Origin of the sequence: Bifidobacterium reuteri DSM 23975 (genome assembly GCF_000741695.1) — a bacterium.
In the GTDB taxonomy this organism is placed as follows: domain Bacteria; phylum Actinomycetota; class Actinomycetes; order Actinomycetales; family Bifidobacteriaceae; genus Bifidobacterium; species Bifidobacterium reuteri.
This window is the reverse complement of sequence record NZ_JGZK01000003.1, coordinates 241,261-255,594: the sequence shown is the minus strand read 5'-3', so window position 1 is coordinate 255,594 and position 14,334 is coordinate 241,261. Positions and strand designations below refer to the sequence as shown.

The following is a 14,334-nucleotide window of genomic DNA, read 5'->3' as shown; positions in this document are numbered from 1 at the left end:
TGTGGCCGGTCGCCCGGCCCAATCCCGGCAAGGCGTCCCACCATCTGCGCAAGCGTGTGAACCATTCCATAATCCGCAAGCGTAACGCGTCCGAAAGCCTGCCGATATCAGCCATCGGACTGATTTGTGGGCTAGAGTCGTGAGCTATGACATTGCTTTGCAAATACTATGTGCCAGGTCTCGCCATGGAGGACCATTCCATTGATGTGCCGTTGGATTGGGCGGGGAAGACTCCCGGCGAATCCTTCGACGGCGAGACGATCAAACTGTTCTACCGTGTGGTCACCACACCCGAGCATGTGCATGACGATCTGCCGCTGCTGATCTTCCTGCAGGGCGGCCCGGGAGGTGCCGGTCCTCGTCTGAACAGCCCGGCCTCTGACGGCTGGATCGAGGAGGCCACCAAGCATTTCCGCGTAATCCTGCCCGACCAGCGCGGCACCGGGCGTTCCTCGCGCGTCGATACCCATGCCATGGCGCGCATCGCCGCCGCATATGAGGGTGATGCGGCCGGTACGGCCCGCGCCCAGGCCGATTTCCTCAAGAAGTTCCTCGCCGACTCGATCGTGCGTGACTTCGAACACCTTCGCCTGACCGAATTCGACGGACGCAAATGGGTCACCATGGGGCAAAGCTATGGCGGATTCCTGACCTTGACCTATCTCTCCCTGTTCCCGGCTGGAGTGATCGCCAGCTTCACGACCGGGGGCATCCCTCATGTTCCGGCAGACGCCACTGAGGTCTACGAGCACACGTTCCCGCGCATGGCCCGCAAGACGGCACAGTTCTACGAGCGCTATCCTCAGGACAGGGAGCGTGTGGAGACGTTGGCGGACAAACTGCCGACTGTGGCGGACGTCACCGAATTCACCAACACATTGCATGATTCGGTACTCGGCTCGATGGCCGAAACCGATATCGATCACCGGCTTGGACTGATCGCAGGCATGGCCGCCCACGGCTTCCCACTGCTACCCAACGGCGACCCGCTGACCGTGGAACGGCTGCAGTGCCTGGGCTCCGATTTCGGCATGAAGCCCAGCTTCGAACGGGTGCATTGGATTCTTGACGATGTCTTCCTGACCAGCGATGGCTCCTCATGCGCCGACGCCGACCTTTCCGACGAATTCCTCGCCAAGGTGATGAACGCCACCGCATCACGTCCGCTGTACTGGCCGTTGCAGGAGTTCATCTACGCCAACGGTGAGATGGACGAGCCCATCCGCTGGGCCGCGCAGCGCGTGCGCGACCGTCACCCTGAGTTCGGCACCGAGACCCGGCCGCTGAACTTCACCGGCGAAGCGATGTTCCCATGGATGTTCGAACAGGAGTCCACATTGCGCCCATTCAAACCGGCCATGGACGTACTCATGGAGGACACGCGGTTCGGCGTCATCTACGACGAGGATCAGCTGGCGCGCAACGAGGTGCCGTTGCAGGCTGCCGTCTACTTCGACGACATGTACGTCGATTCCGGCATGCAGCTCGACACCTTGAGCCGTGTGGGCAACAGCCATTACTGGACCACCAACGAGTTCGAACACGATGGTCTGCACGGCTCCGTGGTATTCAAGCATCTATGGGACGAGGCCCTGAACAGGGGCGATCTCGAGGAACTGTTCTGACCTCTCAGCAAGGTTTTCAGTTGGCTTCAATGTGATGACTCCCGTTCATGCGAGGGGAGTCGGGAGCGGAACGAAAGGAATCTTCATGACGAATAATCTCACCATCGGTTTCATCGGATACGGCAACATGGCACAGGCCATCGCCCAAGGCATGGTGGACGCCGGTGTGGTGCGCGGCCATCAGATCGTGGCCTGCGCCGCCCATTACGACAAGCTCGAGAAGAATGCGGCGAAGCTCGGCGTCCGTCCGCTGCACAGCGCCGTCGAAGTGGCCGTGGCCGCCGATGTGGTGGTCATCGCCATCAAGCCCTACCAGATCGAATCGGTCGTCAAACCGTTGTCCCGTGAACTTGGCAAGCCAGGCAAGCTCGTCGTATCCATCGCCGCCGGCTGGGACCTGAGGAAATATCAGGATCTGTTCGCCGCCGAAGACGGCGACTCCGCGGACTCTCCGGACATCCACCTCCAGTGCACTATTCCGAATACGCCGATGGCAGTGGGCAAGGGCGTGCTGGTCACCGAATCGGCGAATACGCTGACCGATGCCGAAACCGAGACCTTCGAGCAGCTGTTCGGCCCGATCAGCCTCATCGAGCGAGTCGACTCCGCACATATGAACATCGCCATGGTGGTCGCCGGCTGCGCGCCCGCCTTCACCGACATGTACATCGAGGCCCTGGCAGATGCCGGTGTGCAGTACGGACTGCAGCGTGCCACCGCCTACCGCCTGGCCGCCAAGATGGTCGAGGGCGTGGGTGCACTGTATATGGCCACGGGGACGCATCCAGGTGCCATGAAGGACGCCGTCTGCTCGCCTGGGGGTACCACCATCCGCGGTGTCGCCCAATTGGAGAAGGACGGCTTCCGCGGTTCCGTCATCGACGCGGTCGACGCCATCGTCGGCTGAACGGGTACCATCACAGCTAAGCTAGGGAACCATGTCTCTTACTATCGGAATCGTCGGACTGCCGAACGTCGGCAAGTCCACCATGTTCAATGCCCTGACCCGCAACAATGTGCTCGCTGAGAACTACCCGTTCGCCACCATCGAGCCGAACACCGGCATCGTGCCGTTGCCGGACAAGCGTCTGCCCGTGCTCGCCAAGCTGGTCAACACCGAGAAGATCGTGCCCGCCACGGTGACCTTCGTGGATATCGCCGGCATCGTCAAGGGCGCATCCGAGGGCGAGGGCCTGGGCAACAAGTTCCTGGCCAACATCCGTGAGGCCGACGCGATCTGCGAGGTCGTGCGCGCCTTCGTGGACGATGACATCGTGCACGTCAATGGCAAGGTCGACCCGGCCGACGACATCGACACCATCAACACCGAGCTGATTCTCGCCGACCTGCAGACCATCGAGAACGCGCTGCCGAAGCTCGAGAAGGATCTGCGCGGCAAGAAGATCGAGCCGGCATACATGGACGCTGTCAAGAAGGCCAAGGAGATCCTCGAGGCCGGCGAGACGCTGGACAAGGCCGCGCGCGAGGGCCGCTTCGACAAGGACTCCGTCTACGACCTGCATCTGATGACCGCCAAGCCATTCATCTACGTGTTCAACGTGGATGATGACGAGCTGCAGAACAAGGAGCTGCAGGCCAAGCTCGCCGCGTCCGTGGCGCCCGCACCGGCCGTGTTCCTCAACGCGCAGTTCGAGGCCGACCTCACCGAGCTCGATGAGGCGGACGCCCGCGAGATGCTGGCGGATGCCGGTTTGAGCGAGTCCGGCCTCGACCAGCTGGCTCGCGTGGGCTTCGACATCCTCGGACTGCAGACCTTCCTGACCGCAGGAGTCAAGGAGGTGCGCGCCTGGCAGATCCACAAGGGTTGGACTGCCCCGCAGGCAGCCGGCGTGATCCACACCGACTTCGAGAAGGGCTTCATCAAGGCCGACATCGTCTCCTATGACGATTTCGTGGCCGCCGAAGGCTCCATGGTCAAGATCAAGGAGGAGGGCAAGCTCCGTCAGGAGGGCCGCGACTACGTGATGCAGGACGGCGACATCGTCGAGTTCAAGTTCAACGTGTCGAAATAGGGGGTGACGCCCCTGCAAAACGGCGGAATTCCAACGTTTTCCGAGGTCTCGGGGCTTGGAATTCCGCCGTTTTTCGATTATTGGAAAATGGCCGATTATGGCCCGTATCTGGCCGTTTGTGGCCAGGATAGAGTGCCAATAGAGTGCCGATGGCGTGTACCTCACTTCCTTCATTTCGGAAACCCCGGAGGCGTGGTTCCAGCCCGACCTGTCTGATACCGTAGTCCCGAATCGTCAGGATACGTCACGTGTTATCAGGGAATGGGATTGTGAAAAAGAGCCTACTGTCCATTGCGGCGGGAGCCTTCGTGCTTGGTGCCGCGGAATTCGTCATGATGGGCATTCTGCCTGAAACAGCTGCGGCCATGCATGTCTCCATTCCGACCGCAGGGCATTTCATCTCCGCTTACGCTATCGGCGTGTGCATCGGCGTCACCATGCTTGTTTTCGGCCGCAAGAGCAGTCCGAAGCATCTGGTGATCCTATTCATGGTCCTCGCCCTGATCGGCAATGCGATGAGTGCTTTGGCTCCGAACGCCACCGTCCTTGTCATCGCGCGATTCATCGCCGGCCTGCCTCACGGCGCTTTCTTCGGCACCGGCACCGTCATCGCCAAGGCGCTTGCCGACAAGGGGAAGGAAGGCAAAGCGGTGTCCGTAATGGTCACCGGCCAGACCATCGCGAATATGTTCGGCGTTCCCGCCGGTACGTTGCTTGCCGAATATCTTGATTGGCGTCTGGCCTTCTCCATTCTGGCCATCGGTGCCGGATTGACCATAGTGCTTACGCTGGCATGGATGCCCCTTATCGCCGCCGTGCCCGATGCCGGGCTTGCCGGACAATTCCGTTTTCTCGCCAAACCCGGTCCCTGGCTGGTGCTTGGCGCCGTATTCGTCGGTAATTCCGGTGTGTTCTGCTGGTGGAGCTACGTCTCTCCGTGGCTTCAGAAAACCGGCGGATACGAATCGCGGTTTGTACCGCTGCTCATGATGCTTGCCGGTTTTGGCATGGTGGTCGGCGGGCTCGCCGGCGGACATTTGGCTGATCGATGGCTTCATTCGGTGACTGCCGCAGTGGGACAGTCGATTTCCGCCGCGGGCTTGCTGATGGTGTTCCTTGTTCCAGGCAATCTTGCGACATGCGCCTTGCTTACCTTCTGGATTGCGTTTGGCTTGTTCTTCATCAACGGTCCGCAGATGCTGCTCATGGCCGATGCCGGAAAGGGAGGCGGCGAGCTCATCGGCGGTGCCGCGGTGCAGATCGGATTCAACGGAGGCAATGCCGTCGGCTCGTTGGTAGGAGGCATGGCGTTGAACGCATCGGGCATGGATTATCACATTACTGGACTTGCCGGCCTGCCATTCACTGTGGCCGCGGTGCTGCTGCTGATCGCGTTCGCTGTGCGTTTCGAGAGCAAGGAGACGCTTCGAGTCGATGCATGACTCGCCAGTAGGTGCGGAATCAGGCCGGCTCGGTCGGGAACCACACTCGGATACCGTGTGGTGTTACGAGCGGCCGTTGCATAAGACACCGTGAATATGCTGGGGATGGCGGTTTTGAAGCAATTGTCAGGTGACACTGTTTCCGGATCCATATCCCAGTTCGAACTGACATAATCGGTCCTGACCGCATAGGTCGGATAATGAATACGGCCAAAGTCAAAGCAACGGACGAATCGAGTATGAATATGGATAGTATCGACTGGACGAACATCGACCTCAGCAATCTGGACTTGTCTGCGTTGGATCGGTTGGCGCTCTGGTACGGGCAGCTTCCAGGCGCAGTGCAGACCCTGCTGACAGTGGTGGTCGGGGTGATTGTGGCCGCGGTGGTGTTCAGGATCGTAGTCAGCATCATCAAAGGCGTATTGGTCTCCATCGTCGTCGCCGTGCTGGCGTTCCTGCTGACGACGGTGCCGGGCAATATGCTGCTCAACCAGGCCTATGACCGTGTCGAGCAGCAGATCTCCACGAGCCTCAATCAGTGACTGAACCTGTGGTGACGCCGATGACTTGCGATGATCATTGAACGGGGCATGTGCCTGATATGACGCCGGCAGTGGCATAATCGGGCGTATGCGTATTGTGATTCAACGGGTCAGCCACGCCAGCGTGGACGTCGTCAACGAACTGGGTACAATCGACCCCACATTCGAGCCGCAGCAGATCGGCCCGGGATACATGATCCTGGTTGGCGTCTCCGATGCCGACGGAGACGCCGAAATCGCCTGGCTCGCCCACAAGGTGCTCAACCTGCGTGTCTTCGAGGACGAACAAGGCAAAATGAACCGTTCCCTCCAGGACATCGGCGGAGAAATCCTGTCGATCTCACAATTCACCTTGTATGGTGACGTGCATAAGGGCAATCGGCCGAGTTTCGTCAAGGCCGGCAAGCCGGAACATGCGGACCTTGTATGGATCAAATTCAACGAGGCGTTGCGTTCCGGGGGAGTGTCGGTCAGGGAAGGCCGTTTCGGCGCGCATATGCGCGTGGGGCTGGTCAACGATGGTCCGGTGACCATCGTGGTCGATACCGATACTGACATGCCGCACAAACGCGAAAGCCGGTAGAGCGCAACAATGCGCGATAAGGCGAGAACACCGACGAACAACGAGCCGGCCGATACCGCGTAATCGCAGTATCGGCCGGCTCGTTGTCTTCAGCGGTCATCCAGTCTTCGGGAGTGCGCCATATGCCGCATCAATTGGGTGTCCCAATAGCAATCGATGGACATCGCCGAATGTCTCCCTCAGCGTTCGGTTCTCGCTAGGTCCTCAATCAGTCGTAGATCGGGGTGCGGCGCTCCCGGGTGATATGGCGATGCTTGACGATGCGCTTGCCTCCCACGCCCGGCTTGCCGTCCGGCCCCCACGGGCCACGCGCTTCGGCCTTGAGCTGGGTCAGATGGTGCTTCATCGCCAGCAGCATGATGTGCGTGTCCTCAAGGCCCAGATGGCGTTCTGCGTCATCTTCGCGCAACGCGCCTTGCCGCTTGGCATAGGCGTCGAGCGTGTTGTCTCCGTCCGGATGTCCTTCGCACGGAATCGAACCCTCATCCCACAGGCGGCTCATCGGTAGTGTGTCGATGATGGTCACATGGCCGTTACGGTAGGCCTCGGCATAGCCTGCAACGTTCAGCATGAAGAAACTGTGTTCGAAGGTGGCCATGTGCGCCACGAATGGCTGCGAGGTCAGGCGCTTCAACAGGTCTGCTTGGGCTTCGGGGTCCTCGTCGAACAACGGGTATTCGTCACCCACGCGTGTGCTGACATCGATGCCGGTGAGCTGGATGATGAACGGGTTGCCATGCCGTGCGGCCTCGGGGGTCACGCCGAACGAGAAGCGATGCTGGTCATAGGCGTCGCCGCCCTGATAGTAATCCTTGTCATACGTGTAATCGACAGGCGCGTCGGCCGGGCGCGGGGACTTCATATTCATGTATTCAAAGCCCACGTCGATGATGTACGTGCGGTACGGTTCGGTGCCGTTCGTCTCCAGATCGATGCCCATGACCTTGTCCACGTCGCGGCCCGGCAGGAATACGGCACGCCAATATTCCTTCTCCTCAGCCGACTGTCGTGCGGCGACATGCTCGGCGGCTGCGTGGCGGAAACGAGCGAAGCGGGGCTCCGAGACGGCGGTCTCGGCGGCTGCGATCTGACCGACGTCGGGAACCGCTGGATTGTCGTCGTTGATGACCGGCTGCGCCTCGACGAGATAATCCGGGCTGCCGGCATCGGAACTGGAGTCGGCGGGCGCGGACTCATCCGGACCGGCTTCCACCGATCCATATTTCACCTCATCGGCGTCGAACAGGGCCATCTGGCGATGATGGCGAGCGGCGTCACGGGCCGCGCGATCCGCCTTGCGCTGCTCGGCGCGTGCGTTGACGATCTCGGCGGTGCGATCCTGGATGTCGTCCACGACCACGCCATCCTTGGCCGCCGTCAGTACCGGAACGGTCACGCGTTCGCGTTCCTCGTCAGCCACGGTCCACAGACCTTCGACGACGCCACGGTCGCGCAGCAGTACGATCTGGTCGTTCAGACGCCGATTGGCGTACGCCAGCGCGCGCGGCAGCTCGTAGGTCTTGATATGACGGCTGAAGTCGCGCATGAACACCATGCTCATCTTCGCGAGAATCGCTTCAAGCCTGTCGCGGATCTCGAGATCCGCCTTCAGCATATCGTGCACATTCGAACCGGCTCCCGGTTCCAAATCCTCAGGCTCGGCCACGCCGATGCCATGTTCCAGATCGAGCGAACGCACCCAATCCCAATCGATATCCTTGTTATCTGCATCCTTCAACATGATGTATGACCACTGGCTGATGCTCTCCTTGGCGGAGCTGAGCCACGAACGGTCGATATGTGAGTTATTCCCCATGGTTTCCTATCGTAGTGCGTTTCCGTTTCGACGTCGGTCATCATGGTTGGTGCGCAATCAAGATGAGGCTGAACGCCAAGTGAATTCTTGGGTTCAGCTCGGAGAAGAACACTGTGCTTGCCCCGCGTTTCGGCTACGGTAATGGTCAATGTGTGTTGAGAAACGAGGGACAATCGTATGAGCATGCCGCTCGATTTGTATGTGATTCGGCATGGTGAGTCCGAAGCCAATGTCATCGTCCAGGCAGGTGATCGTGGCGACAACTCGCTGTATACGCAGGACAACGTCACTGTGCCTGACCGCTCCTGGCGACTGACCGCCATAGGACGTAAGCAGGCCGATTGCATCGGGCGCTGGATCGTTGCACAGCAGCAGCTGTTCGACCGTTACATGGTTTCGCCGTATGTGCGCACGCGTGAGACCGCCGCCACCATGGCCCTTCCGAAGGCCAAGTGGGAGGAGAACCGGGTGATTCGCGAACGCTCCTGGGGTGAGATCAACACCATCACCAAGGACGAGTTCAAAACCAATTACGCCCGCAATTGGATGTTCAAGAACACCGATCCGCTGTATTGGCGTCCGCCGGCGGGTGAGTCCATCGCCGATGTGGCCGAGGACCGCGTGCACAATGTGCTCAATTCCCTGAGCCGCAAATCCGATGCGGAGTCGGTGGTCATGGTCACGCACGGCGATTTCATGCTGGCGCTGATGCTCACCATCGAGGACCTCTCCGATGAGGAGTTCCTGCGTCGCGCCGACTCGGATGATTGGAAGATCACCAACTGCACATGCCTGCATTACACGCGACGCGACCCGGAGACCGGCCGCACCTCCAAGCGCGTGCGCTGGGAGCAGACCGCCCGCCCTGTACTGGATGAGGAATCCGGCCGTTGGGAGGTCAAGGTGGAGCCCTGGCGCGAATTCAAGCGTCCGTATCTTTCGAACGGCGATTTGGTGGACGTGGTGCGCTCCGTGGACCCGCATCTGCTCGAATACTACGGCAAGTGACATCTTTTCACGGCCGCCGGTCTCCTCGGCCGCCGGTAGATGTTGACGGTCAGGCCCGGAAACGTGCGTACAAGCTGTATGTTCGCGTCTCAACGTGGACGGCGCGCACATACAGCCTGTTGGCATGGCCGAAAAGACTGTATGTTCGCGCGAGGTTCGTCGGAACGCGAACATACGGTCTGTTTCCACTGGGGAGAGGGCAGGCGGCCCGTGGCCGGCGGACCAGAGTGCGACGAAACGTGTGGGAGTCGTGAACAGGTTACAATGGCTCACGATGCGCGGATGACGGTTGTGTTGTCGCCGCGAGGGAGAACCAAAGGAGTTCATGTATGAAAAATCTGTTCACTTGGTCGCTGCATGGCGACGGCAAGACGCTCCAGCCCGGCGAGGTCGTTGAACCCGACGAACGCCTGACTTGGGTGCGTACTGCAGGCATCGGCGCCCAGCACGTCATTGCCATGTTCGGTGCCACCTTCCTGGTGCCTATCCTCACAGGCTTCGACCCGTCCACCACGCTGTTCTTCACAGCCATGTCCACGGCGTTGTTCCTGCTGATCAACAGGAACGTGCTGCCCAGCTACCTTGGCTCCTCATTCGGATTCATCGCTCCGATCACGGCTGTCACCACCGCCAATAAGGGCATCGCCGTGGCCAGTTTCGGCATCATGGTCACCGGCATCCTGCTGGCGTTGGTGGGTGTGCTGGTGCATTACGCCGGCGCCAAGTGGATCGACATCATCATGCCTCCGGTGGTCAACGGCGCGATCGTGGCCATCATCGGCTTCAACTTGGCACCATCCGTCTGGTCGAACTTCCAGAAGGCGCCGGATACCGCTGTTGTGACCTTGCTCGCCGTATTGCTGGTGGCGGTGTTGTTCAAGGGGCTGCTGGGCCGACTCAATATCCTCGTCGGCGTGCTCATCGGCTACGTGTACGCCTGCTTCCGCGGTCAGGTGGATTTCTCGGCCATTGCCGACGCCGGATGGATCGGATTCCCCAAGTTCCACTTGCCGCAGGCTGATTTCTCCATCCTGCCGATGTTCATCCCGGTGGTGCTCGTGCTGGTGGCTGAAAACGTGGGCCACGTCAAATCCGTGGCGCAGATGACCGGCCGTGATTACGACAATCAGATCGGCACCGCTTTGATGGCGGACGGCCTCGGCACCACGCTCGCCGGTTTCGGCGGCGGCTCCGGCACCACCACCTACGGTGAAAACATCGGTGTGATGGCGGCCACCAAGGTGTACTCCACTGCGGCGTATTGGTGCGCGGCCGCCTTCGCACTGATCCTGTCCCTGTGCCCGAAGTTCGGTGCCGTGATCAACACGATCCCGGCCGGCGTGCTTGGCGGCGTGACGACGTTGCTCTACGGCATGATCGGCATGATCGGCATCCGCATCTGGGTGGAGAACAAGGTCAACTTCGACAAGCCGGTCAATATCATGGTGGCCGCCATCACGATGATCATCGCCATCGGACAGTTCGCCTTCACCGTCTCCGGCATCTCGTTCAATGGCATCGCCATCGGCACCATCGTGATCCTGGTGGCATACCATGGCCTCAAGGCCATTGGCAAGGCCACCGGAACCATCGACAAGGATGATCCGGACATCCTATAGCCGCAGTCGGCCACTGTGCAGCGGGGGTTTGCCTCACAGGAGGCAGACCCCCGCTGTCTGTAAAGTAGAGGCCTTGGGCTAGGCTCGCATGGTTTGCATATTTTACGCGCTACACCAATGCGTACCTATCCATGAAAGGCCACTGTGCCCTATAACGATTTTGATGATGATGCCGATTCTGCCATGAACGGCAATGATGATGCTCGTCCGATTCCGTTCGGAGAGCTCGGCGTACCTGGGCCGATCGTCCGTGAACTCGCCTCGGAAGGCAAGAAGACGGCGTTCCCCATCCAGGCGGATACGCTTCCCGATTCCCTTGACGGTCGGGATATCCTCGGCCGTGGCCGTACCGGTTCCGGCAAGACTCTCGCATTCTCCATTCCTCTGGTGTCCCGTCTGGGCGATTATGACTCCCTTGGGGAAATCGCCATGGAGGAGTTCCGCCGTGAGATCAGACGACGCAAGCAGGAGCGCCTGGAGGAACGGCGTTCCGATGACTTCCTTCCGCATCCGCGTGGTCTGGTGCTGGCTCCCACCCGTGAACTGGCCAATCAGATCAACGACGTGATCGCGCCCCTTGCCCAGATTTATGGCATGGGCACCACCACCGTCTATGGCGGTGTGAAGTACGCCCGGCAGATTCGCGATCTGCGCCAGGGTGCGGATATTGTGGTCGCATGCCCCGGACGGCTTGAGGATCTGCTTCGGCAGAAGGCGTTGACGTTGTCCGGCGTGGAAGTCGTGGTCATCGACGAGGCCGATGAAATGGCGGATATGGGCTTCCTTCCGCCGGTCAAACGACTGCTGGAGCAGGTGCGTCCCGACGCCCAGCACATGCTGTTCTCCGCCACGCTTGATCACGGCGTGGACGAGGTGGTCAACGAGTTCCTCAAGGATCCGAAGGTGCATAGCGTGGATGACGCCACAACCGAACCGGATCTCATGACCCATCATGTGTTCGAGACCACCCGTGCCGACAAACCCGAGCTCGTGCGCACGCTTGCATCCGGTACGGGCCAGCGCATCCTGTTCACCCGCACCAAGTTCCAGACCCAGAAGCTGGCGAAGAGCCTTACCCAGAAAGGCATACCCGCAGCGCAGCTGCACGGCAACCTGAGCCAGAACCAGCGCGACCGCAACCTTGCCGCATTCGAATCCGGCGATGTGCATGTCATGGTGGCCACGGATGTTGCCGCCCGAGGCATCGATGTGTCCGGCGTGGAGCTGGTGGTGCAGGTCGAGCCGCCCGAGGATCCGAAGGCCTTCCTGCATCGCTCCGGGCGTACCGCACGAGCCGGTCGCGCCGGTGACGTCGTGACTCTGGTATTACCGGAACAGCGCCGCAAGACCCGTCGTATGCTGCGCGAGGCCGGCATAGGCGTGAAGCCGCAGGAGGTCACCCACGATTCTCCGGAAGTGATGGAGCTGGTGGGGGAGCCCGCCGAGGTGGTCATGGGCTGGGATCTGGACAAGTCGCAGCCGGCAGGCGGGCGTCGCCGCAATCAAGGCCGTAAGGAATCGCCTCGCATCAGCAAAGAGGAGCGTGAGGCTCGGGCACGCGAGCTCGAGCAGGCGCGCAATGCCGCCAAGAAGGAGCGTAGACGCCGTCGCGCCGCCGAACGGATGGCCAATGTCGCTCCCGGTGAGTTCGCGCAGACGAATGGCCGGTCCTTGTCTCAGGAGTATCACCGCTCGCAGCGTGATGACTACGAATCGCGGGATTCCAAGGAGTCACAGGGCTTCAACGTGAAGCAAGACAGCAGATCGTTCCGCTCCGGCAACCATGCCGGCGGCCATGATGTGAATCCTCGTCGGATGAACCGGGCCGAACGGCGGGCCGGCATGAGCAATCCGGAAGCCGAGCGTCGCGATTATCTGTTCGAACATCCGCAGGAGCGTCCCACTGGCCGGAACGAATCCTCGAATCGTCGCGCAGCGACAAAGAGCAGGACGGGTCGGGGCGAGCACCGTCAATACGGGGATGAACGCCGTCAGAGCAGGAACCGTCGTGAGGCGGACCGGTTCGATTCACGACATGGCGGTGTAGGCGGCAAGCGCATTCATCGCAAGGATGAGAACCGCATCATCACCGACGAGCGCGGTGAGGCGGCGAAGCGTCATGATCGTCGCATGATGGCCAAATACGGTAACGCAGACGGTCCGCGTCGTCGTCATTCCAAGCAGAACAGGTCGAAACGCGCACCCTTCCGATTGGGCGGCACCCGTTCCGGCCGTCGTTGACTAGCGGAACGCATGGCATGAACGGCTGTGGGCGTCTCCTCAAGGGGGTGCCCACAGCCGTTCATGCCATGCTATCGGTCAGCGTTATTCGCTCCGATAACGGTACAGCGTCGTCCCGTCGGCATCGACGATGGTGAACGCCGGAGCACCTTCCACGTCGAGGGAGACGGTCAATGACCGTGTACCGTCGGCGCTGGCCGACCGGTAAGTGAAGCGCTTGTTCTCCAAAGCCAATGCTTCGGTGCGCGCATCCAGCAGCCACGGGTTTCGCCTGCGCAGTGCGATGAGTGACTGATGCAGCCGGTAGATCGGCTCGCCGAGCCGTGACAGTTGGTCGGGGGAGTCGGGGAATTTCGGACGGATGTCGTCATCACCGCCAAGACGTTGTTCCTTGACACCCACATATCCTTGTTCGTCTCCGTAGTAGATGCTCGGCACACCGCCGACCGTCATCAGCACGGCCAAGGCCAGTGCCGCCTTGTGCGGGCCGATCTGTGAGGCGATGCGTGTCACATCATGATTGCCGATGAACGTCTGCGGCACGAATGAGTCCAGGAACGCGTTGTGGCGCTTGAGATTCCAGTCGAGCTCGAAGAAATTGTCCGTTTCGAGCGCGTGCTGGATGGACTTCCAAAGCTCATACTGCGTCACGGAATCCATTGAGGAGTCCTTGACGATTCGTGGATAATCGCCATGAATCACTTCACCGAAGATCCATGCATACGGATGCGCGGCCCTGACCTGCGGCAGTGTCCCCGCCCAGAAGGCGGGCGGCACCGCGTATGCCGCATCAAGACGCCATCCGGCAGCGCCGCGGTCAAGCCAATGGTTCATCACCTGCGCCACATACGCCACCGTTTCCGGCGCATCGTGATCCAGCTCAACCAGATTCCCGTGTCCCTCGAACACATCCAAGACGGGTTCTCCGTCTGCGCCCGTATGGGTGCGAACCACGCCATGCCATGCATCATCCTGTGCTCGGAGACGTCCACGGGCCTCATCCAGAGCGGCTTGCACCGCCGGATGTGTGCGCGCCACGTGATTGAATACACCGTCCAGAATCAGCTGCAATCCCATATCGCGGCATGCTTCGGCCAACCGGTCGAAGGATGCGTTGCCGCCCAATCGCACATCCACATTCATATGGTCAAGCGTGTCATAGCCATGCGAAGCCGATTCGAATATCGGTCCGAGCAGCAGTCCGGAAACCCCCAGATCTCGGACGTAGCCCAGCCAGGGGAGCAGTGCATCAAGTCCTCGGCCATGGAATTCGCGCGGCCCTGACGGCCGGATGTCCGCACCGCAGAATCCCAGCGGATACACCTGCCAGAACACGCCATAGCGCACCCAATCCGGCAGCGTGCGTCCCTCATCAGTACTGATCGTCATCATCGCCTCCCATCGACGCTGTGTCCATTCTCG

The 14,334-nt window shown here is 60.6% G+C and carries 11 protein-coding genes; 9 read left to right on the top strand and 2 right to left on the bottom strand.

What is annotated here, in order from left to right; translation table 11 throughout:
- Positions 1–146 precede the first annotated feature (146 nt).
- From BREU_RS03745 to dtd, 6 genes are all read left to right on the top strand, one after another.
- On the top strand, positions 147–1,625 hold the full coding sequence (locus BREU_RS03745) for an alpha/beta fold hydrolase (protein WP_044088402.1): 1,479 nt from the start codon (positions 147–149) through the stop codon (positions 1,623–1,625).
- Positions 1,626–1,710: 85 nt separating this feature from the next.
- Positions 1,711–2,532, top strand: a complete 822-nt coding sequence (gene proC, locus BREU_RS03740) for a pyrroline-5-carboxylate reductase (protein WP_044088399.1) — start codon at positions 1,711–1,713, stop codon at positions 2,530–2,532.
- Between the two features lie 31 nt (positions 2,533–2,563).
- Positions 2,564–3,658, top strand: coding sequence for a redox-regulated ATPase YchF (gene ychF, locus BREU_RS03735; protein ID WP_044088397.1), 1,095 nt, complete (start codon positions 2,564–2,566; stop codon positions 3,656–3,658).
- A 269-nt stretch (positions 3,659–3,927) separates the two neighbouring features.
- Positions 3,928–5,100, top strand: a complete 1,173-nt coding sequence (locus BREU_RS03730) for an MFS transporter (RefSeq protein WP_044088396.1) — start codon at positions 3,928–3,930, stop codon at positions 5,098–5,100.
- Between the two features lie 239 nt (positions 5,101–5,339).
- Positions 5,340–5,645 (top strand): hypothetical protein, encoded by a 306-nt coding sequence (locus BREU_RS03725; RefSeq protein ID WP_052382011.1) that lies wholly within the window; start codon positions 5,340–5,342, stop codon positions 5,643–5,645.
- 88 nt (positions 5,646–5,733) lie between these two features.
- On the top strand, positions 5,734–6,228 hold the full coding sequence (dtd, locus tag BREU_RS03720) for a D-aminoacyl-tRNA deacylase (protein ID WP_044088395.1): 495 nt from the start codon (positions 5,734–5,736) through the stop codon (positions 6,226–6,228).
- Between the two features lie 208 nt (positions 6,229–6,436).
- Here dtd and BREU_RS03715 read toward each other — a convergent pair whose 3' ends face one another.
- A complete protein-coding gene (locus BREU_RS03715) occupies positions 6,437–8,044 on the bottom strand; it encodes a PolC-type DNA polymerase III domain-containing protein (protein WP_044088394.1) in 1,608 nt (535 codons plus the stop codon).
- Between the two features lie 177 nt (positions 8,045–8,221).
- On the opposite strand from BREU_RS03715, the gene BREU_RS03710 reads away from it, so the two are divergent.
- From BREU_RS03710 to BREU_RS03700, 3 genes are all read left to right on the top strand, one after another.
- Positions 8,222–9,052, top strand: coding sequence for a histidine phosphatase family protein (locus BREU_RS03710; RefSeq protein ID WP_044088393.1), 831 nt, complete (start codon positions 8,222–8,224; stop codon positions 9,050–9,052).
- Between the two features lie 329 nt (positions 9,053–9,381).
- Positions 9,382–10,671 (top strand): uracil-xanthine permease family protein, encoded by a 1,290-nt coding sequence (locus BREU_RS03705; protein WP_044088392.1) that lies wholly within the window; start codon positions 9,382–9,384, stop codon positions 10,669–10,671.
- Positions 10,672–10,815: 144 nt separating this feature from the next.
- A complete protein-coding gene (locus BREU_RS03700; protein WP_044088391.1) occupies positions 10,816–12,912 on the top strand; it encodes a DEAD/DEAH box helicase in 2,097 nt (698 codons plus the stop codon).
- Between the two features lie 84 nt (positions 12,913–12,996).
- Here BREU_RS03700 and BREU_RS03695 read toward each other — a convergent pair whose 3' ends face one another.
- Positions 12,997–14,301 carry an alpha-amylase family protein gene (locus BREU_RS03695; RefSeq protein WP_044088483.1) on the bottom strand — a complete coding sequence of 435 codons (1,305 nt, stop codon included), beginning with the start codon at positions 14,299–14,301 and terminating at the stop codon, positions 12,997–12,999.
- Positions 14,302–14,334: the final 33 nt, after the last annotated feature.